Here is a 20,441-nt window from a genome sequence, read left to right on the forward strand (position 1 = left end):
CACCTCGGCCCGGCCCGTCGCTGACGGCGCCGGGCCGTCGTGCGTCCGGGTGCCCCGCGGTGCGTCAGCCCGTCAGGCCGCGGCGGGCCCGTCCGCGGCGTCGATGCGGATGGCCAGCAGCACCGCGTCGTCGCGGAGCCCGTCGACCCCGAGCACGCCGAGCAGGCGGTCGCAGAGCTCCTCGACCGGGATGTCCGGCGGCTGGGCGGCGAGGGTGTCGGCGATCAGCTGGGTGCGCTCGTCCGGGTCGGTGCCGGGCGCCTCGATGAGCCCGTCGGTGTGCAGGAGGAACACGTCCCCCGCCCCGCAGGCCACCACCGTCTCCTCGCGGGGGACCTCCCGCGTGGCGCCGATCATCGGCGACAGGTTGCCGGTGAGCAGCTCCACCCGGCCGTCGGCCCGCCGCAGCAGCGGCGGCGGGTGCCCGGCGTTGGCGTAGCGCATCGTCCAGCCGCCGCCGTCCCCGCGCTCGAGCCGGGCGTAGACCGCGGTGGCCATCGCGGCCATGCCGAGGCCCTTGATGACGTCGTTGCAGCGGTCGACCACCTCGGCCGGGCCGAGGCCCTCCCAGGCGTAGGAGCGCAGCACCCCGCGGAGCTCACCCATCGCCGCCGCGGCCCGCAGGTCGTGGCCGACGACGTCGCCGACCGCGAGGCCGACCGCGCCGTCGGGCAGCGGGAGCATGTCGTACCAGTCGCCGCCGACCTGGGCGCCGTCCGTCGCCGCGAGGTAGCGCGAGGCCACCGTCATGCCCGTCATCGGCGGCACCGCGGGCAGCAGGCTGCGCTGCAGGGTCTCGGCCGCGGCGTGCTCGCGGGCGTAGAGCCGGGCGTTGTCGACCGCGAGGCCGGCGCGCGCCGCGAGGTCGGCGGCCAGGTAGAGGTCGCGCTGGGAGTAGCGACGGCCGTAGGGCAGCTCCGTGCCCAGGGTCAGCGCGCCGAGCACCTGTCCGCGGGCCCGCAGCGGGACGACGACGGCCGAGCGCGGCCGCAGCGCCTCGTACCGCCCGAGCAGCTCGGGCTGCTCGGCGAGGCCGGCGGGACGGACCGGGAGCTCGGGCAGCAAGGAGGGCGTGCCGCTGCCGAGCGCCTGCCCGACGGGGTCGCGCCCGTCCTCGGTGGGGCTGATCCACCGGCCCAGCCCGCGGACGTCGTCGACCTTCGACTCGTCGCGGTGGTTGACCGCGGCGCGGCGCACCGACGAGTTGCCGTCGGCCTCCTCGAGCAGGTCGACGCAGCAGAAGTCGGCCATCGCCGGGACGACGATCCGGGCGAGCGCCTCGGCGACACCGGTGGTGTCGAGGCTCGCGGACATCGCCGAGGTCGACTCGGTGAGCAGGCGGAGCTGCTCGCGGGTCTCCTCCGCGGCGGCGAGCGCGGCACGGCGCTCGTTCTCCACCATGACGCGCTCGGTGACGTCGGACTGGACGCCCACGAAGTTGACGACGCGACCCTGGCCGTCGAGCACCGGGGTGATCGACACCTGGTTCCAGAACGCCGTGCCGTCGCGCCGGTAGTTGAGCAGCACCTCGGTGATCGGGCGCTCCTCGGCCAGCGCGGTGCGGATCCGCGAGATCGAGGCGGGGTCGGTGTTCGGGCCCTGCAGGAAGCGGCAGTTGCGCCCGAGGACCTCGTCGAGCTCGTAGCCCGTGAGCCGGGAGAACGCCGGGTTGACCCACACCAGCGGGTTCTGCTCGCGCGACGGGTCCGAGATCGTGAACGACAGCTCCGTCGCCACCACGGCGCGGTCGCGCACCATCTCGAGGTGGCGCTGCGCCCCGGCGCCCGAGAGCTGGAGGAAGACCACCAGCGCGAGCCGGCGCTCGTCGGCGTTCACCGCCTCCGAGAGCGGGAAGCCGGTGACCCAGAGCAGCCGGCCCTCGGCCTCCTCGCGCTCCTCGTCGCTGGCCACGGAGCCGCGGCGTGCGGCGTCGGAGACGGCGACCGGCTCGCCCGAGACGGGGATGCCCTGGGCGACCCGCGACAGCGGCGACGCGGTGTCGCGCATCGGGCGGCCGGACAGGTCGGTCAGGCCGGCGGCCTCGCTCCAGGCGTCGACGTCGATCGGCAGCGACGCCCGGCCACCGGTGAGTCCCGCGGCGGAGTCGTTGGCGTAGGTGACGAGCCCCTCGCCGAGGTCGATGAGCGCGACGGCGGCCGGGGCGGTGTGCAGCACCTGCGGGAGGTCGGGCTCACGGACGCCGCCCCCGTTGACGACGGCGTCCCGCACCTGCTGGGCCTGGGCGGCGTAGTCCGGCTCGACCTCGGTGGACGACCCGCGGTAGTCGGTCGCCACCTCACCGTGGTCGTCCTTCGTCCAGCCCGTCACCTGGCGCAGCCTATCGGCCACCACCGGCCGTCGATCGGCGGATGACACCCATGAAGACGTCCGGGCCCGGACCGAAGCGTCCGGACAGGTGACGCCACGGGGGACACGGTGGGTGTCGGAGCACCCGAGAGGAGGAGGGGGAACCTGCTCACACCAGGAAGACCTCACGGGGACCGGGGGCCGAGCCGTCGGGCAGCTCGCGATCGCGTCCGGGACGGCCACCGAACGCCGCGCTGGCCGCGAGCTTACGGGCCTGGACCGTCTCCGACAGCGCGAGCTGGCGCGCACGCCGCCACGGCACCTCGGCGGACTCCGGCCCGGCCCAGCTCCACGCCTGGTCCAGCCACCGCACGAGCCGCACGCGGTAGGCGGCGCACACGATCTCCGCGGCGCGCCCGGCCGCCTCGTGGTCGTCGTCGCCGTCCCCGGACCACGGGGCGAGCACGCACAGTCCGTGCGGATCCTCGACGAAGCCGACGATCTCGCTGAGCGCCCCGACCACATCGGCCTCGCAGCGCGACAGCCCGGCGTCGGGGAGCCCGAGGCGGTGCCGGCGGACCTCGGCGACGCCCAGGGCGCGGTACGCGTCGGCGAGCGCGACCTCCTCGGGGTCGCCTGCGGGCTCCTCGCCGTCGCCGTCCTCCGGCGCGATCCCCTCGAGGCGCGCCAGCACCATGTCGAGGGTGTCGGGGTCGCCGAGGTCGTCCGGGCGCACGACGACGTCGGCACCGAGGTCGCCGGGATCGGGGACCGCGATGCCCTCGGGCGGGGTGCACGTGCGGCCGGGACCGTCCGTGAGCGCGAGCACGTCGACCGAGGCGTGCCGCGCGGCGAGGCGGCGCAGCAGGCCGCCGGCGGCGCGGATCTCGTCACGCGGGTGCGGCGCGACGACGATGAGGCGGCGGCACGCCCGCAGCGTCAGCGGGCGCAGCCCCTCGAGCTCGCGCCACGGCGGACGCGCGCCCTGCGGCGCGGGGATCCGCCCCGACAGGTCCCCCGGGTCAGCCACGGCGCCTCACCTCCCTGCAGGGAAGTCTCGCTGATCTTCTCGCCCGTTCGGAGCAGCTTTCCGGGGGTGGGCGTCGAGCGGTTCGTCCCGGGCGCCCGAGCGGTCGATCACCGCGAGCCGCAGCACCGGGCCGACCGCTCTCCGCGCTGCCGCTGCGACGGGCGGGTGACACGCGGTCGACCGGCCGGGGTGTCGACGGTGACGGGCAGGCGACGAGCCGGGGAGACGGGTGACGATCCGGTCGGCGATCAGGTGGTGCCCTCGGTGGGGTTCGAACCCACACTGCGGCGATTTTAAGTCGCCTGCCTCTGCCGATTGGGCTACGAGGGCTCGGAGTCGCGGCAAGCCGATTCTGTCGCTCACGCTCCTCCGTCGCGTGACCTACAGACCTGCGGCGCCACGTCCGGTGGTCACCTCCGTGGGCTTCTCACCGACCTGGGAAGCCTAGCTTTCCGGTCGCTGTGGGGTGGTCGGTTCCAGGCCGGCGGCGCGGGCGGCGCCGGCGAGCACGTCCTCGAGCATCGCCGGGGTGAGCCGTCCGGTGAAGGTGTTCTGCTGGCTGACGTGGTAGCTCCCGAACACCTCGAGCGGGGCCGCCTCGCCGGGTGCGGCCGGCGCGAGCGTCACGTGCGCCCCGTGCCCGAAGGCCGGCCGGGGACGCGGCACCACCCAGCCCGGGTGCCCGCCCGCGGGGTCCGGGGTGGCCAGCACGGGGAGCAGCGCCTGCCACCCGAACCCGCCGAGCACGACGACCGCGCGCACGGTGTCGCGCAGCAGGGCGAGCTCGCGGGCGAGCCACGGCCGGCAGCGGTCGCGCTCGTCCGGCGTGGGCTTGTTCTCGGGCGGGGCGCAGCGCACGGGCGCGGTGATCCGGACGCCGTAGAGCTCGAGGCCGTCGCCGATCGCGACCGACGTCGGCTGGGAGGCGAGACCGACGGCGTGCAGCGCGGCGTAGAGGACGTCGCCGCTGCGGTCGCCGGTGAACATGCGCCCGGTGCGGTTGGCGCCGTGGGCCGCGGGGGCGAGGCCCACGATCAGCAGCCGGGCGTCCACCGCACCGAACCCGGGCACCGGGCGGCCCCAGTAGGTCTCGTCGCGGAACGCGGCCCGCTTGGTGACCGCGACCTCCTCCCGCCACGCCACCAGCCGGGGGCAGGCCCGGCACTCCGACACCGCCGCGTCGAGCGCCGGGAGGTCGGACACGCGTGCGGGGTCAGCGGGGTCAGCGGGGTCAGTGGTGCCAGGCACCCCAGGCCTCCCGGGCCGCGAGCACGGCCACGACCGCCGAGACGGTCGGCGCGGCCAGCGAGGGTGCCACCGCCGTGCTCGCGAGGAGATCGACGCCGGACGCCGCGACCAGCACGGCGCACAGCGCCACGACCAGCCCGGTCGGCGCGGCGGGGCGGACGCGCGGATCGCGGTCGGCGCCCTGCGCCCGGGCGGTCCGCGCGTCGGCGGCGACGAGCAGCGGCAGCGCGACCGCGGCCGCGAGGCCGAGCAGTCCGCCGACCAGCGTCTCCCGGGCCGGCCGGGTGTCAGGGCGTCGGCGACGGCGTCCACCGCGCTGTAGACCGCGAGGACCACGAACGACACCGTCATCGCCCGCACGGCCCGGCGCTCGCGGACCGCGGGGTCGCCCGCGAACTGCCAGCGCACCGGCAGGGCGGCGGCCAGCGAGATCGCGAGGTGCGCGGCGAGGGCCGCCACGCTCGGCAGGGTGGGCCCGTTGCCCGCGATCCACGCGGCCACCGCGAGGACGATCGTGTGGACGACGGTGACGGCCACCAGCGCCCGGACGCGCCGGGCGAGAACGAGCGCGGCGAGCGGCAGGACGCCCGGCGGGTCGGCCGGCCGGGCTGTCACCACCGGGCCGCCAGCGCCCGGGCGATCCCGTCGAGGATGTCGTGCTCGGAGACCACGAGCTCGGTGACGTCGGTGCGCTCGGCGAGCTCCTCGGCGAGCACCCGCATCACCAGCGACCCACCGCCGATGACGTCGACCCGCCCCGGGTGCATCGGGCCCAGCGCCGCGCGCTCCTCGCGGGGCATCGCCTCGAGCCGGCGCGCGGTGGCGATGACGTCGTCCAGCCCGAGGCGCGAGAGGTGGATGCGGTCGGCGTCGTAGGTCCGCAGGTCCATGCCCACGGCGGCGAGCGTCGTGGCGGTGCCGGCGACGGCCACCCAGGTCTGGACGTCGGCGACGGCCACCTCGGCGAACGCGGGCGCCAGCGTCGCGCGGGTGAACTCCTCGGCCTCGGTGATCTGTTCGGCGGTCGGGGGGTCGTCGTGCAGGAACTTCTCCGTCAGCCGCACGCAGCCCACGTCCGTCGACCGGGCCGCCGTGACGTCCGCGCGCACCGCGTCCCACGTACCGGTGACGATCTCGGTGGACCCGCCCCCGACGTCGGCGACGACGAACGGGCCCTCGTCCGGGTCGAGGTCGGCCACCGCGCCCGCGAACGAGAGGCGGGCCTCCTCGTCGCCGGTGATGACGTCGGCGTCGACCCCGACGATCTCGCGGACCGCGCCGAAGAACTCCTCGCGGTTCTCGGCGTCCCGGGTGGCCGAGGTGGCGCAGACGCGCACGGTGTCGGGCCCCACGGCGACGCCGTGGCGCCGCAGCATCTCGGAGTAGGCGGCGAGCGCCTCGCGGGTCCGCGTCAGCGACTCCGGCGCGAGCCGGCCGGTGGCGTCGACGCCCTGGCCGAGCCGGTTGATGCGCATCTCGCGGTGCACGTCCTTGAGCCAGGCCGAGCCGTCCTCGCGGACGGTGACGTCGGCGACCAGCAGCCGGATCGAGTTCGTTCCGCAGTCGACGGCCGCGACGCGTGGCATGGACGCCCCCTGCACGTGGTGCTCCCCCGGGCCGCTCGCCCGGGCTCGGGTGTCGACGCTACTGAGGACGAGGCCGTTCCGCCGGGGGCGGGGTCGTCGGGATCTCCCCGGGCCCGGGCCTCCGGTCCGGTCGCCGGGCGCCCCGGCGGGAGGGGGCGCCCGGCGGCCGGGCTGCGGGAGGGCCTGCGGGGTCGCCGTGCGGCGTCCCGGCGCGGGCCCGGTACCCGGTCGTACGACGGGCCGTCCGCACCGTCGCACTGCACCGGTCGGGGGAACCGGTAGGACCATCCTGGGGTGCGACGCGCGTGTCTATCAAACCGAGAGGGGGCTCGTGACCGGGCCGGGGTGCGGGTCCACCCGGCCGGGATCCCCGCGCCACGGTGCGTGCCGGTGATCGGGACGGATCGGCCCCGGGTCCGTCGCCCGGTGGAGCGCCGCGACGTCAGCCCGTCGGGGGTGTCTCGGATCCGCCCGAGCCGTCGGCGGACGGGCCGACGCACGGTCCGGCGTGCCACCACGCGTCGAGGCGCTCGAGGGCCTCGTCGCCGGACGGGTTCACCCCCGGCCCGCGGGCCAGGGTGTGGGCGACGTGGACGTGCAGGCACTTGACGCGCGTCGGCATGCCGCCGGCGCTGACGTCGGTGCCCAGCGGCTCGATCGCGTCGCGCTCGGCGAGGTAGTCCGCGTGGGCCTTCGCGTAGCGCGCGGCGAAGTCGGGGTCGGACTCGAGGCGCTCGGTCTGCTCGCGCATCAGCCCGTCGGCCTCGAGCGTGCCGATCCGCGAGGTCAGCCGCGGGCAGGTCGCGTAGTAGAGCGTCGGGAACGGGGTGCCGTCCTCGAGGCGCGGCGCGGTCTCGACGACGTCGGGCAGGCCGCACGGGCAGCGGTGCGCGACCCGGCGCAGACCCCGGGGACGCCGGCCGATCTGCCCGGTCACGGCGTCGACGTCGTGCGGCGTCGGCCCGCCGTCGGGGGCGCTGTGGCTCACGGGGCCGTGCCGAGGGTCGTGCGGGCGACGCGGGCGTACCAGGGCAGGTCGGCCTCGGCGGGCGGCAGCTCGGCCCCCGATCCGGCGTCGCGGGGTCGCGCGGGGCGTTCGCGTCGCCGGGCAGCTCGACGCGGTAGGGCACCTCGCCCGGGCGGGCGTAGCCGAGACGCTCGCGGGCCAGCGCCTCGATGTGCGCCGGGTCGCGCAACGCCGAGCGCTCGTCGGTCAGGGTGCCGACGTCACGGGCCAGGCGCTCCTGCTCGGCCGCCACGGCGGCGATCTCGTGGCGCTGGGTCACGTAGTTGCGCAGGGGCACCGCCACGGTCAGGGCCAGCGCACACACCACGACGGCGAGCACGGCGGCCCGGCGGGCGGTCGAGAGCCCCAGCGCGCCCCGGTCGCGGCGGCGGCGCGGCGCGCCCGTGCGGCGGCGGCCGCGGGACCGGAGGGGACGCGCAGCGGGTGGCGACGGCGCACGACGCGCTGCGGGTCGCGGCGGGGCCCCTGACGGGCCCGCGTGCGCCCACGGGACGACGACGCGGCCCCCGCGCCCCGGGTGCCCGACGTGCCCCGGGTACCCGACGACACGGCGCCCCGCCCGGTGCGGCGTCCCCGACCCCGGCCGGCCGACCCCGATCCCGACCCGCCCGACCCCGCACCGCCCGACGACCCCGTGGGGCCGTCGGCGGCGCGGTCGTGGCGGTCGGGCGCGGCCACCCGGCTCAGGCGTCCGGGTCGAAGCGCGGGAAGGCCAGGTCGCCGGCGTAGCGCGCGGCGTCGCCGAGGGCCTCCTCGATGCGCAGCAGCTGGTTGTACTTCGCGACGCGCTCGGAGCGGGCCGTCGCACCGGTCTTGATCTGGCCGCAGTTGGTGGCCACCGCGAGGTCCGCGATCGTCGTGTCCTCGGTCTCGCCGGAGCGGTGGCTCATCATGCAGCGGTAGCCGTACTGCTGGGCGAGCGCGACGGCGTCGAGGGTCTCCGAGAGCGTGCCGATCTGGTTGACCTTGACCAGCAGGGCGTTCGCGGCGCGGCGCTCGATGCCCTCCTCGAGACGCTCGATGTTGGTGACGAACAGGTCGTCGCCGACGATCTGGACGCGGTCGCCGACGTCGCCGGTGAGCTTGGTCCAGCCGTCCCAGTCGTTCTCCGAGAGCGGGTCCTCGATCGAGACCAGCGGGTAGGCGTCGAGCAGCTCGCCGTAGTACGAGCTCATCTGCGCGGCGCTGCGGGTCTCGCCCTCGAAGCGGTACACGCCGTCGGAGAAGAACTCGCTGGCCGCGACGTCCAGGGCCAGCACGATGTCGCGGCCGGGCGTGTAGCCCGCCTCGCGGATCGCGGAGACGATGAGGTCCAGCGCCTCGCGGTTGTGCGGCAGCGACGGCGCGAACCCGCCCTCGTCGCCCAGGCCCGTCGAGAGGCCCTTGCCCTTGAGCACCTTCTTCAGCGCCTGGTAGACCTCCGCACCCCAGCGCAGGGCCTCGCGGAACGACTCGGCGCCGATCGGCGCGATCATGAACTCCTGGATGTCCACCCCGGAGTCGGCGTGGGCGCCACCGTTGAGGATGTTCATCATCGGCACCGGCAGCACGTGGGCGTTCGGGCCGCCGACGTAGCGGAAGAGGTCGAGCTCGGCCGACTCGGCGGCGGCGCGGGCGACGGCCAGCGACACGCCCAGCAGCGCGTTGGCGCCGAGACGCGACTTGTCCGGCGTGCCGTCGAGGTCGATGAGCTTCTGGTCGACGACGCGCTGCTCGGCGGCGTCGATGCCGACCAGGCCGGGCCCGATCTCGTCGAGCACCCCGGCGACGGCGCGCTCGACGCCCTTGCCCAGGTAGCGGGAGTCGTCGCCGTCGCGCAGCTCGACCGCCTCGTGCTCGCCGGTGGAGGCCCCGGAGGGCACGGCGGCGCGGGTCAGCGTGCCGTCGTCGAGCGCCACCTCGACCTCGACCGTGGGTGTGCCCCGCGAGTCGAGGATCTCTCGTGCGCCGACCTGCTCGATGACCGCCACGGACCGTGCCTCCGAACGCCTCAGATGAACGCTGTATCGCCTCGCCGCGCCCCGGGGCACGGCACGTCGTCCGCATCGTAGACGCCGTGCCCGGGCTCCCCGAGACGCCACGCTCGGGGACGTCCGAGAGCGGATCGGTCCCTCGCGCGGCGCCGGGACGCGGCCTACGGTGGCAGGGATGTCCGCTGCGCAGCACGACCCCGCCGACCTGGAGGGCACCCCGGGGGTGTCGGCGGTGGAGGCGTTCCGCCGCGCCGAGGACCTCCTCGAGCGACGCCGGCCGCTCGACGCCCTCAAGGCCCTGGCCCCGCTGCTCGCCGACGAGCCGGAGGCGGCCTCGGTGCACCTGCTGGCCGCCCGCGCCTACCTGGCCTCCGCGCAGTTCCGGCGCGCCGAGGAGGGCTTCCTGCGCGTGCTCGAGCTCGACCCGGCCGACCACTACGCGCGCTTCGCCCTCGGACGCACGCTGCAGCGTCAGAGCCGGCTCGTCGAGGCCCGCACCCAGCTGCGCATGGCCGCGGCGATGGACCCGAGGCCCGAGTACCAGGAGGCCCTGGGCGAGGTCAGCGCGAACATCGCCGTCCGCTCCGATCGAGCGGGCGGCAGCAACCCCTAGGCCTGGCTCGCCGAGGCGTACGAGTCGGCGGCGGCGTAGACGCGGCGGCCGTACTCGTCGGAGTTGTTGTACGACAGCACCGCGGCCCGCCAGCCGGGGCCGGTGGCGAGGTCGCGGCCGCCGGCGCAGAGGTAGCGGCCCGCGGCCAGGGCGGCGTCGAAGATGTTGTTCGGGTCGGCCACGCCGTCGCCGTTGCCGTCGGAACGCCACTTCGCCCAGGTCGACGGGATGAACTGCAGCGGGCCGACGGCGCGGTCGAGCGCGGCGTCGCCGTCGAGGACGCCGCCGTCGGAGTCCCCGATGGTGCGGTTGCCGCCGGTGCCGTCGAGGGGGACGCCGACGACGCGCGGGGTGACGTCGCCGTTGTCGGCGATCGAGGCGCCCCGGTAGCGGCCGTGGTTGGACTCGATGCGCGCGAGGCCCGCGACCGTGACCCACGAGAGGTTGCAGTCCGGCTGTTCCTGCTTCACCGCGAGGTCGGCCTGGCCGTAGGCCTGCAGGGCGCGGGCGGGGACGTCGACGCGGCCGGCGATGTCGGTCGCCCAGCCGGACACGGTGCGCGCACCGCCCGCGGGCGCCTGCGACGGGGCGCCGCCGGGCACGAGCGAGGTGGGCGGCGCGAGCGCGTCGGGCTGCGCGACGGTGCCGAGCTGCACGGGGGCGGGAGCGACCTCGAGGGCCGGGATCTCCTCGGCGCCCGCGTCCTCGCGCCCGAACTGGTTGCGCTGGCTCACGACGACCACCGTCGCGACGACGGCCAGGAGCAGCAGCACCACGAGACCGAGACGGCCGATGAGCGCGAGCCTCCGCCGCGGCGGGGGCGGGGTCCCGCCCTCGTCCACGCCACTGCGCACCGTCGACCGGCGGGGCCCCGGGGCACGATCGCGGGACCCCGGTGAGGGGTCGGTGGGTGCGCTCATCGCCGTGGAGATTACGGGGCGGTAGGTGACGGGTTCCCCCGACCCGGTCGTCACCCCTCGAGCAGCGACTGCCCCCAGTAGGCGCCCTCGCCGAGCCCCGGCGGGACCGCGAACACCGCCGACCCGGTGTGCCGGATGTACTCCATCATCTTGTCGTTGCGGGCGAGCCGGCTCTGCATCGGCACGAACTGGCGCCGGGGGTCCTGCATGAACGCGAGGAAGAACAGGCCCGCGTTGAGGTGGCCCAGCCCGTCGCTGCCGTCGACGAAGTTGTAGCCGCGGCGCAGGATGCGCGCGCCGCCGTTGTTCTGCGCCGAGGCGAGGCGGATGTGCGCGTCCTCGAGGATCGGGGAGCCGGGGCCCAGGTTCGGGATGTCGAACTCGCGGGCCTGCCCGATGGGGGCGCCCTCCCCCTTGGTGCGGCCGGTGAGCGACTCCTGCTCGGCCAGCGAGGTGCGGTCCCAGGTCTCGACGTACATCCGGATGCGGCGTGCCACGAGGTACGTGCCGCCGGTCAGCCACGCGGGGCCCTGCGCCGGCGGCACCCAGACCTGCTCGTCGAGCGCGGCGGTGTCCTCGGCCTTGAGGTTGTGGGTGCCGTCCTTGAAGCCGAAGAGGTTGCGGTGGGTCTGCTGGCTCGTGGACGTCGACGACGTCCGCCCGAACCCGAGCTGCGACCAGCGCACCGATGTCGTCCCGAAGCCGGTGCGCACGAGGTTGCGCACCGCGTGCACCGCGACCTGCGGATCGTTCGAGCACGCCTGCAGGCACAGGTCGCCGCCGGAGAGCGCCGGGTCGAGGGTGTCGAGCTGGAACGGCGGGAGGTCGGCGAGCTCCGGCGGACGCGGGATGCCGAGCTTGTCCAGCAGGCTCCCGCCGATCCCGAAGGTGATCGTCAGCGCGGACGCCGGCAGGCCGAGCGCCTCGCCGGTGTCGCTCGGCGGGGCCTCCGGGTTCCGGTTCACCGCGCCGCCGGGCGCGGCCTCGGCGCCGGCGGTCATGCGCTCCGCGGCCGTCGTCCACCGCCGCAGCAGGCTGATGACCGCCGCACGGTCGACGGTGGTCAGGTCGAGCGCGACGAAGTGCAGCCGGTCCTGCGCCGGCGTGATGATCCCGGCCTGGTGCACGCCGCGGAACGGCACGACGCCGCCGGACGGGTCGGGCGGCGGGTCGGCCTCCGCGGCGGAGTAGCCCGCCACGGCACCGACCCCGGCCAGGGCCGCCCCGGCGCCGGTCCATCCCAGGAGCCGGCGCCGGGACATGCCCGGCCGGGGTTCGTCGGTGGTGCCCGTCATCGGGTACGGCCCGTCATGCCGCCATGGTCAGCTCGCGGCGATCGTGCCGCCACGTCACGGACGTCACTGCGGACCTCACTGCGGACCTCACTGCCCGGACACCACCGCGGCGACCTGGCTGACGGGCTCGCCGAGGGCGTCGACCGCCTGGGTCATGCGCTGCTTGTCCTGCTCGGTGAGCTGCGTGTAGAGCACGTAGCCGTCACCGGCCCGGTACTGCTCGAGGAGCCGGTCGACGTCGGCGAAGCGGGCGTCGAGCACCGGGCCCAGGGCAGGGTCACGCTGGTCGAGCGCCGGGCGCAGCGCGGCGACCGCGGCCTGCGAGCCGTCCACGTTGGCGCGGAAGTCCCACAGGTCGGTGTGCGAGTAGCGGTCCTCCTCGCCGGTGATCTTGCCGGTGGCGACCTCGTCGAGGAGCTCCTTCGCGCCGTTGGCCAGCTGCACGGGGGTGAGCTGGACGGTCGCGGAGCGGGTCTGCAGCTCGCGCATGTCGGCCATGAGCGTGTCGCCGATCGCCGCCGAGTCCGGCTGCAGGCCCGTGACCCACAGGTCCTTCTCGAGGCGGTGGTACCCGGTGAACGCGACGCCCGGGTCGCGCTCGTCGTCCTCGCGGCCGTCGACGCGCGGGTCGATGTCGCCGAACGACTCCGCCACCGGCTCGATGCGCTCCCAGTAGGTGCGCGACACCGGGAAGAGCGCCTGGGCGGCGGGGACGTCGCCCCGCTTGACCGCGTCGACGAACTCCTGGGTCTTCGCGATCCCCGCCTCGATCTGCGAGTTGGTGTAGCGCTGGTACCCGGCGACCGCGGCGCCGAGTACGGCGTCCTGGCTGGTCGAGCCGGGCACGGTGCCGGTGACGTTGAACGGCGCGCGGATGCCGTCGCCGACCATGCCCGGCTTGCAGGCGGTCGTGTACTGGCCGCCCTGGGGCACCTCGACGAGCAGCTGGCGGGAGAGGCCGGGGCCGATGTTCTCGACCTCGCCGACGATCCGGTCGCCCGTGCCGTAGACGTAGAACTCCGTGACCTTCGAGCCGGTGTTCTGGATCGAGAACGCGACGTTGCCTGCGGGCGCCTCGGTCGCGGAGATGTCGCAGGTGGTGTCCGACGCCGTGACCTGGATCGGCCCATCCTCGCCACCACCCTGGGGCGCGGTGCTCGTGCACGCGGACAGCGCGATCATCGCCAGTGCCGCACCGGTGACGGCGGCGAGGGGCCTGCGGGACATCGTTCTCCTCCGGGATGCGCGCGTCGGGGCGCGCGGGGTCGTGCGAGCGGGATGGGGCGGGGTCGTCGGGGGGGAGATCAGGCGGGAGAGTCGGCCGTGGTCTCGGAGGTGGCCTGCGGCGCGGCGCCGGAGACGGGCTTGCGGGCGGGACGCAGGAAGAGCGTCAGCACGATCGCGACGTAGAGCACCCAGACCACGGCCTCGGCCACGGTGGTCTGCGGCGAGAAGTTGAAGATGCCCTTGAGCAGCACGCCGTACCAGGAGTCGGCCGGGATCGCGGCGCTCACGTCGAAGGCGAGGGTGTTGAGCCCGGGGAGGATCCCGGCCTCCTGGAGGTCGTGGACGCCGTAGGCGAGGATGCCCGCCGCGACGAAGATCAGCAGGACACCGGTGACGGTGAAGAACTTGCCCAGGTTCAGCGTGATGGCGCCGCGGTAGATCAGGTAGGCGAGCACGATCGCGATCGCGATGCCCGTGAGGAACCCGATCAGCGGCCCGGTGGTCTCCCCGGCCGCCTGGGCCGCGGCGAAGAAGAACACCGCGGTCTCGAGGCCCTCACGCCCCACGGCGAGCGCGGCCATGAGGACGACGGCGAGCGACCCCATGGCGATCGCCTTCTCCAGGCCGCCCTGCAGCTCGGCGGCGATCGTCCGCCCGACCCGGCGCATCCAGAAGATCATCCAGGTGACGAAGCCGACGGCGACGATCGACAGCGAGCCGCCGAGCGTCTCCTGGGCCTCGAACGTCAGCGCCTGCTGCGACAGCGTCAGGCCGAGGGTGACGGCGACGCTGATCAGCACCGCGATCCCGACCCCGAGCCACACCTTCGGCAGCTCCCGGCGACGATCCGTGCGCACGAGGAACGCCACGAGGATGCTGACCACGAGGGACGCCTCCAGGCCCTCGCGCAGCCCGATCAGGGCGTTCCCCAGCATGGCGTCCTCTCAGCTCACCCTTACCTACTGTGAGGTGAGGCTAGCCTCGGTGAGCGACGTGAGGGAAGACGTCGGAAACAGCGATCACACGACGTGACCGTATTGTCCGGATTCTGACGCAGGGCTGATGCTGGCTCAGGCCGGCCAGTGGCGGGCCCAGGCCTCCGCGTCGAGGGCGGCGGGGTCCTCCCCCGCGGCGCGCGCCGCGTCCTCGGCGGCCCGGACCCGGCGGGCGAGCTCGTCGGCGGCCGTCCGCAGTGCCCCCTCGGGATCCGCGGGCCCGGCGGCGATGTCCGCGTAGAGCGGATCGTCCGATGCCGCGGCCAGGAGGTCGTCGGGCACACCCGCCCGGCGGGCCCGCGAGAGGTACTTCGCGACGAGCGCGGCCGCGGGCTGGGCGCGCGCGACGCCCTCCAGCGCCGACGCCCGGCGCTTCTCGACCGCCTTGAGCTCCTCCCAGCGCACCTGCTGCTCCGCTGCGCCGGTGATCACCTCACCGTCACCGAAGACGTGCGGGTGCCGCCCGACCAGCTTGGCGACGAGCTCCTGCGCCACCTCGTCGATCCCGAACGGCGCGCTCGGGTCCTCCTGGGCGATCCGCGCGTGGAAGAGGACCTGGAGCAGCACGTCGCCCAGCTCCTCCCGCACGGCCTCGCGGTCGTCGTCGGCGACGGCGTCGTAGAGCTCGTAGGTCTCCTCGACGAGGTAGCGCAGCAGCGACTCCGGTGTCTGCGCGGCGTCCCAGGGGCAGCCGCCGGGCGAGCGCAGGCGGTCCATGACGCGCACGGCCTCGAGGAGCGCGGCGCCGGGCCGGTCCCCGGTCCCCGGGACGAGCTCGACCACCACGCCCTCGGCCCGGGGCGTGTCCGCCCCGACCGCGCCGAGGTCGCGCGCGAACGCCTCCGCCAGCTCGGCGGGCAGGTCGGGGTGCAGGCGTACCTGGTCGGCCGCGGCGACCGTGCGCACCGCCGACGTGGGCAGGACCGCGCCGAGCCGGGGGTCGACGGCGACGGTCGTGGTGGTGCCGGTGCTCACGGGGCCGGGCTGCGCACCGGGGTGATGACGCCCGCGGCCGCCGGGTCCTCGACCACGTCGAGCTGCGTCGGGTCCCAGGTGCCGTAGCGGGGGCTCACCGTCACCCCTTCCTCGAGCGCCAGCGGCTGGAGCATGCGCAGGCCGAACCCGAACATCGTGTCCTCGTCGACCGCACCGGCCGGGGTGACACCCGCTCCGGGCGGCGGGGCATCGAGGGTGCGCTCGCGCACGTGGATGACCGTCCACGGGCCCTGCGCCGGGTCCTGCTGCTGGCCGGTCTGCGAGCTCGACGAGCCGCTCGGTGTGATCGCGACGGTGCCCGCGGGCAGCCCGAAGAGCACCGACGAGGCCGACGACCGGAGCTCGGCACCCTGGTTCTGGCCCGGACGCAGCGCGAGCCCGCTCGCTCCCGCCCCGCCGGGCGCGCCGGCGAAGAGACGGTCGGCGCGCGTCGGGTCGGCGGCGACCTGCGCGGCCAGGGCCTCCGCCGACGCCCGGTCCGGCGTGGCGGCGTAGTCGATGGTGACCGCCAGGCGGTCGAAGACCCGGCGGCCGATCTCGGCGGCGGCGACCTGGTCGCCCACGAGCTCGCGGATCGTCGCGGGGTCGAAGCCGCTGCCCTGCGCGGCCGCCTCCGCCCCGCCGACCCGGGCGAGCTCCGCGTCCACCCGCTGCGGCGGCACGACGATCCCGTCGCGACGCGACTGCTCGGCGATCAGCTCGTGCAGCACCCGGACCGTCACCAGCCGGCGCGACTCCTGGGCCAGCAGCTGCGGCGGGATCGGCGCGCCGGGCGCGATGCCCTGCTGCGCTCCCTGCTGGTCCACCGCGACCCGCAGGTCCGGCACCGCGGTGCGCAGCCGGCCCTGGATGTCGTCGATCGTGATGACCTGGTCGCCGACGACGGCCGCGGCGTCCACCCGGGACGGCCCCGTCCCGCACCCGGCCAGCACGACGAGACCGAGGAGCACCGACGTGACGATCGGCAGCAGGCGACGCACGGTGGTCACCTTCTCACCCGCCCGGACGCGTGCCCCCGGCCGCCCCGTCCTTCCCGGGAGCCGGGTGCCCCGCGCGCACCGGAGATCAGCAGGGGGAAAAGCACCTCGCGACCCCTCCTCGAGGTGCTTCTCGGCCTGGTGATCTCCAGCGCGGGGCCGTCAGGTCGCCGCGGCCGCCGCCGGCGCCGGGAAGAGCTGGGTGAACAACTGCTCGCACCAGGCCAGCAGGGCCAGGTCGCGCAGGGCCGGGGCGCCCATCTTCACCGGACCCCGCCCGTCCTGGCCCTCGACGGGCCGGGGCAGCGAGAGGGTGCGCGACGCCGCCTTGTACTGGGCCCGCGGGTAGAGGCGCTTGAGGCGCATCTGCGCGGAGTCGGGCAGGTCGACCGGCGCGAGCCGGATCTGGTTGCCCTGGCCCGCGACCTCGGTGATCCCGTGGCGCCGGCAGACCTGCCGGAACGCGGCGACGGCCAGCAGGTTCGTCACCGGCACCGGGGGCTCGCCGTAGCGGTCGACGAGCTCCTCGCGGACGGCGTCGAGGGCCGCGTCGTCGCCCGCCTCGGCGATCTTGCGGTAGACGTCGAGGCGCAGACGCTCGGTGTCGACGTAGTCGTGCGGCACGTGGGCGTCGATCGGGAGGTCGACGCGCACCTCCGCCAGCGGCTCGTCGCCGTCGCCTGCGGCGTCGGTGTGCGCCTTGAACGCCTCGACGGCCTCGCCGACGAGGCGCACGTAGAGGTCGAACCCGACGCCCGCGATGTGCCCGGACTGCTCGGCGCCGAGGATGTTGCCCGCCCCGCGGATCTCGAGGTCCTTCATCGCGACCGCGGTGCCGGCGCCCAGCTCGGAGTGCTGGGCGATGGTGGCGAGGCGGTCGTGCGCGGTCTCGGTGAGCGGCTGGTCGGCCGGGTAGAGGAAGTAGGCGTAGCCCCGCTCGCGACCACGCCCGACGCGACCGCGCAGCTGGTGGAGCTGGGAGAGCCCCAGGGTGTCCGCCCGCTCGACGATCAGGGTGTTGGCGTTGGAGATGTCCAGGCCGTTCTCGACGATCGTCGTACAGACCAGGACGTCGTGCTCGCGCTCCCAGAACTCGTTGACGGTGCGCTCGAGGCGCTCCTCGGGCATCTGGCCGTGCGCGGTGACGATGCGCGCCTCGGGGACGAGCTGGCGCAGCTTGGCCGCGGCGTCGTCGATCGACTGCACGCGGTTGTGGATGTAGAAGACCTGCCCGTCGCGCAGCAGCTCGCGCCGGATCGCGGCGGCGATCTGCTTGGGCTCCTGGGCGCCCACGTAGGTCAGCGTCGGGTGCCGCTCCTCGGGCGGGGTGAGGATCGTCGACATCTCGCGGATGCCGGCGAGGCTCATCTCCAGGGTGCGCGGGATCGGCGTCGCCGACATCGAGAGCATGTCGACGTGGGCGCGCAGCCCGGTGATGTGCTCCTTGTGCTCGACGCCGAAGCGCTGCTCCTCGTCGATGATCACCAGCCCGAGGTCCTTCCAGGACACCCCGGTCTGCAGGAGCCGGTGGGTGCCGACGACGACGTCGACGCTGCCGTCGGCGAGTCCCCGGAGGATCCCGTCGACCTCCTTGGCCGGCGTGAACCGCGAGAGCCCCTTCACCGTGATCGGGAAGTTGCGCATCCGGTCGGTGAACGTCTGCAGGTGCTGCTGGGCGAGCAGCGTCGTCGGCACGAGCACCGCGACCTGCTTGCCGTCCTGCACCGCCTTGAACGCCGCGCGCACCCCGATCTCGGTCTTGCCGTAGCCGACGTCACCGGAGATGACGCGGTCCATCGGGACCGCCTTCTCCATGTCGGCCTTGACCTCGTCGATCGCCGACGCCTGGTCGGGCGTCTCGGTGAACGGGAACGCGTCCTCCATCTCCCGCTGCCACGGGGTGTCGGGCGCGAACGCGTGCCCGGGCGCGGACTGGCGCGCCGCGTAGAGCTGGACCAGCGACGCCGCGATGTCGCGGACCGCCTTGCGCGCCTTCGACTTCGTCTTCGACCAGTCGGAGCCGCCGAGCTTGTTCAGCGTCGGCAGCTCGCCGCCGACGTAGCGGCTGACCTGGTCGAGCTGGTCGGTGGGGACGAACAGCCGGTCCGACGCCTGCCCGCGCTTCGAGCTCGCGTACTCCAGCACCAGGTACTCGCGCGTGGTGCGCGCCGGGCCGGTGCCGGTGGTCCGCTGGGTCATCTCGACGAACTTGCCGATGCCGTGCTGGGCGTGGACGACGTAGTCGCCCGTCTGGAGCGTGAGGGGGTCGACGGCGTTGCGCCGCTTGACCGGCGCCCGCTTGACGACGCCGTCGCCGCTCGAGCGGCTGCCCGTGAGGTCGGACTCGGTGACGATCACCAGCGGCGTCCCGCCGGCCGTGACGCCGTCGGCCAGCGACCCGCGCGCGATCGTGACCACGCCGGGCTGCGGGGCGCCGAGCAGGCCCTCGTCCGCGAGGACCACCGGCACCTCGTGCTCGCGCAGCTGCTCGGCGGCGCGCTGGGCCGTGCCGGCGGCGGGCACGACGACGACGCCGATCCCGCCGGACGCCGCCAGCCCCCGCAGGTCGGCGGCCGCGCGGGCGATGTCGCCGCGGTAGGCCTCGACGGCGGTGAACCCGGGCCGCAGCACGCGCGCGCCCTCACGGGTGTGGGAGTCGTCCTCGACGTCGGGGTCGGTCGCGAGGCTCGACAGCGTCCACCAGGGCCGGCCGGCCTTCGCGGCGACGGCGCGCACGTCGCCGAGGTCGCGGTAGGCCGAGGCACCGAGGTCGATCGGGGCGCGGCCGTCGGCGCCGTCCGCGGCCGCGAGCCACGACGCCTCGAGGAACTCCTGGCCGGTGCGCACGAGATCGGCGGCGCGGGTGATCACGCGCTCGGGGTGGCAGACCAGCACGTGCCCGCCGCTGGGCAGCAGCTCGGGCACCAGGGCGAGCTCGGGCGTCTCCCCCTCCCCGGAGAGCAGGGCGGGGATCAGCGACTCCATGCCCTCGGACGGGATGCCCTCCGCGACCCGGCTGAGCAGCTCGGCGAGGGCCTTGTCCTTGGTGTGCTCGGCGGCGAGCTCCGCGGCGCGGGCGCGCACGGTGTCGGTGAGCAGCAGCTCGCGGCACGGCGGGGCGACGACCTCGGCCGGGCGGGCGTCGGGGCCGTCCCCGGGCAGGGAACGCTGGTCCGCGACGGAGAAGCAGCGCAGCTCGGAGACCTCGTCGCCCCAGAACTCCACGCGCACCGGCGCCGAGGCCGTGGGCGGGAAGAGGTCGACGATGCCGCCGCGCACCGCGAACTCGCCGCGCTTCTCCACCATCTCGACGCGGGCGTACGCGAGGTCGACGAGGCGGGCGGTGAGCGCCTCGAGCTCGTACTCGGTGCCCTCGGCCAGGCGCACCGGCTCGAGGTCGCCGAGCCCGGGCACGACGGGCTGGATGAGGCTGCGGGTGGCGGTCACGACGACGCGCAGCGGGACGTCCGGGGTGTCCGGCGCCTCGGGGTGGGCCAGCCGGCGCATCACGGAGACGCGGCGGCCGACGGTGTCGGCGCGCGGGGAGAGCCGCTCGTGGGGCAGCGTCTCCCAACTCGGCAGGAGGGCGACCTCGTCGGGGGAGAGCAGCTCGCCCACCGCGGTGGTCAGCTCCTCGGCCTCGCGCTCGGTGGCGGTGACCACGAGGACCGGGGCGCCGGCCCCGCCGACCTCGCCGCCCTCGCCCGGCGCGGCGGCGAGCGCCGCGGCGAGGAAGGGCCGCAGCCCCGTCGGGCCCTCGACGGCGACGTCCCGTCCGGCGGCCGCGACGACGTCCTGCAGCCCGGGGTCGGCGAGCGCCGCGGGCAGCAGGGCGGCCAGGGGCGCAGCGTGGGCGTCGACGGACGGCGGGGAGGAGACGGCAGGAGACGCGGCGGGCGACAAGCTTCTTCGGACCCTTCGACGGACCGTCGGGCGCGAGCGCAGGAGCGGGCGCGCCGGGGAGGACTCCAGGGTACGTGCGCGCCCCGACGGCCGAGCAGGATGGCCTGTGACGGCCACCGCGTCCGGCGGGGGCGGATCTCCGGCCGGTTCGGGTCGGAGTCGCCGGCTCCCCGCGGCCGACGACTCCTCGACGGACCCGACCTCCGTGCGTGCCCCCCGGATCGCACGGACGGTGCGGCGCCGCGCCAAAAAGTACCGTGCGGTCCGTTCGTGTTCAACAGGCATGCCCTCGTTCGACGGGGCGACGACCAGCGCCACCCGTTCGCCGACCCCGTGCCGCCGAC

At 75.3% G+C, this 20,441-nt stretch carries 14 protein-coding genes, 1 tRNA gene and 1 pseudogene; 1 reads left to right on the forward strand and 15 read right to left on the reverse strand.

What is annotated here, in order from left to right:
• Positions 1-72 precede the first annotated feature (72 nt).
• The 8 genes and pseudogenes from ACQPYN_RS26255 to eno all read right to left on the reverse strand — a co-directional run bounded on the left by ACQPYN_RS26255 (position 73) and on the right by eno (position 9,168).
• Positions 73-2,328: a SpoIIE family protein phosphatase gene (locus ACQPYN_RS26255; RefSeq protein ID WP_433029362.1), complete on the reverse strand. Its 2,256-nt coding sequence runs from the start codon at positions 2,326-2,328 to the stop codon at positions 73-75.
• A 148-nt stretch (positions 2,329-2,476) separates the two neighbouring features.
• Positions 2,477-3,337: a PIG-L deacetylase family protein gene (locus ACQPYN_RS26260; protein ID WP_433029364.1), complete on the reverse strand. Its 861-nt coding sequence runs from the start codon at positions 3,335-3,337 to the stop codon at positions 2,477-2,479.
• A 253-nt stretch (positions 3,338-3,590) separates the two neighbouring features.
• A tRNA-Leu gene (locus ACQPYN_RS26265) sits at positions 3,591-3,667 on the reverse strand.
• A 114-nt stretch (positions 3,668-3,781) separates the two neighbouring features.
• Positions 3,782-4,540, reverse strand: a complete 759-nt coding sequence (locus ACQPYN_RS26270; RefSeq protein ID WP_433039056.1) for a uracil-DNA glycosylase — start codon at positions 4,538-4,540, stop codon at positions 3,782-3,784.
• Positions 4,541-5,196: 656 nt separating this feature from the next.
• Entirely contained in the window at positions 5,197-6,171 is a 975-nt protein-coding gene (locus ACQPYN_RS26275) for an exopolyphosphatase (protein ID WP_433029366.1), read from the reverse strand.
• A 442-nt stretch (positions 6,172-6,613) separates the two neighbouring features.
• A complete protein-coding gene (locus ACQPYN_RS26280; RefSeq protein ID WP_433029367.1) occupies positions 6,614-7,159 on the reverse strand; it encodes a DUF501 domain-containing protein in 546 nt (181 codons plus the stop codon).
• A gap of 187 nt (positions 7,160-7,346) precedes the next feature.
• Positions 7,347-7,517, reverse strand: a pseudogene (locus ACQPYN_RS26285) (FtsB family cell division protein); the annotation flags it as partial.
• 364 nt (positions 7,518-7,881) lie between these two features.
• Entirely contained in the window at positions 7,882-9,168 is a 1,287-nt protein-coding gene (gene eno / locus ACQPYN_RS26290; RefSeq protein WP_274193979.1) for a phosphopyruvate hydratase, read from the reverse strand.
• Positions 9,169-9,346: 178 nt separating this feature from the next.
• Between eno and ACQPYN_RS26295 the strand changes: the two genes are divergently transcribed.
• On the forward strand, positions 9,347-9,784 hold the full coding sequence (locus ACQPYN_RS26295) for a tetratricopeptide repeat protein (protein WP_433029369.1): 438 nt from the start codon (positions 9,347-9,349) through the stop codon (positions 9,782-9,784).
• Here the strand turns inward: ACQPYN_RS26295 and ACQPYN_RS26300 are convergent.
• The 7 genes from ACQPYN_RS26300 to mfd form a co-directional block, all read right to left on the reverse strand.
• A complete protein-coding gene (locus ACQPYN_RS26300; protein WP_433029371.1) occupies positions 9,781-10,704 on the reverse strand; it encodes a murein transglycosylase in 924 nt (307 codons plus the stop codon). The two genes, ACQPYN_RS26295 and ACQPYN_RS26300, sit on opposite strands and share 4 nt — an antisense overlap.
• A 50-nt stretch (positions 10,705-10,754) precedes the next feature.
• A complete protein-coding gene (gene efeB, locus ACQPYN_RS26305) occupies positions 10,755-11,999 on the reverse strand; it encodes an iron uptake transporter deferrochelatase/peroxidase subunit (RefSeq protein ID WP_433029373.1) in 1,245 nt (414 codons plus the stop codon).
• A gap of 87 nt (positions 12,000-12,086) precedes the next feature.
• On the reverse strand, positions 12,087-13,226 hold the full coding sequence (gene efeO, locus ACQPYN_RS26310; RefSeq protein ID WP_433029375.1) for an iron uptake system protein EfeO: 1,140 nt from the start codon (positions 13,224-13,226) through the stop codon (positions 12,087-12,089).
• A gap of 77 nt (positions 13,227-13,303) precedes the next feature.
• Positions 13,304-14,161 (reverse strand): iron uptake transporter permease EfeU, encoded by an 858-nt coding sequence (gene efeU, locus ACQPYN_RS26315; protein WP_433029377.1) that lies wholly within the window; start codon positions 14,159-14,161, stop codon positions 13,304-13,306.
• Between the two features lie 135 nt (positions 14,162-14,296).
• On the reverse strand, positions 14,297-15,196 hold the full coding sequence (locus ACQPYN_RS26320) for a MazG family protein (protein ID WP_433029379.1): 900 nt from the start codon (positions 15,194-15,196) through the stop codon (positions 14,297-14,299).
• Positions 15,193-16,206, reverse strand: coding sequence for a hypothetical protein (locus ACQPYN_RS26325; protein ID WP_433029381.1), 1,014 nt, complete (start codon positions 16,204-16,206; stop codon positions 15,193-15,195). Before ACQPYN_RS26325 ends, ACQPYN_RS26320 begins: the two co-directional genes overlap by 4 nt.
• Before the next feature lie 150 nt (positions 16,207-16,356).
• Positions 16,357-20,097, reverse strand: a complete 3,741-nt coding sequence (mfd, locus tag ACQPYN_RS26330) for a transcription-repair coupling factor (protein ID WP_433029383.1) — start codon at positions 20,095-20,097, stop codon at positions 16,357-16,359.
• Positions 20,098-20,441: the final 344 nt, after the last annotated feature.

Origin of the sequence: Actinomycetospora sp. CA-053990 (assembly GCF_050948445.1) — a bacterium.
Classification (GTDB): Bacteria; Actinomycetota; Actinomycetes; order Mycobacteriales; family Pseudonocardiaceae; genus Actinomycetospora; species Actinomycetospora callitridis.

Coding starts and splice junctions, on each gene's coding strand:
- ACQPYN_RS26275 (WP_433029366.1), bottom strand. CDS start 6,171: ATGCCACGCGTCGCGGCCGTCGACTGCGGAACGAACTCGATCCGGCTG.
- ACQPYN_RS26295 (WP_433029369.1), top strand. CDS start 9,347: ATGTCCGCTGCGCAGCACGACCCCGCCGACCTGGAGGGCACCCCGGGG.
- ACQPYN_RS26300 (WP_433029371.1), bottom strand. CDS start 10,704: ATGAGCGCACCCACCGACCCCTCACCGGGGTCCCGCGATCGTGCCCCG.
- efeB (WP_433029373.1), bottom strand. CDS start 11,999: ATGACGGGCACCACCGACGAACCCCGGCCGGGCATGTCCCGGCGCCGG.
- efeO (WP_433029375.1), bottom strand. CDS start 13,226: ATGTCCCGCAGGCCCCTCGCCGCCGTCACCGGTGCGGCACTGGCGATG.
- efeU (WP_433029377.1), bottom strand. CDS start 14,161: ATGCTGGGGAACGCCCTGATCGGGCTGCGCGAGGGCCTGGAGGCGTCC.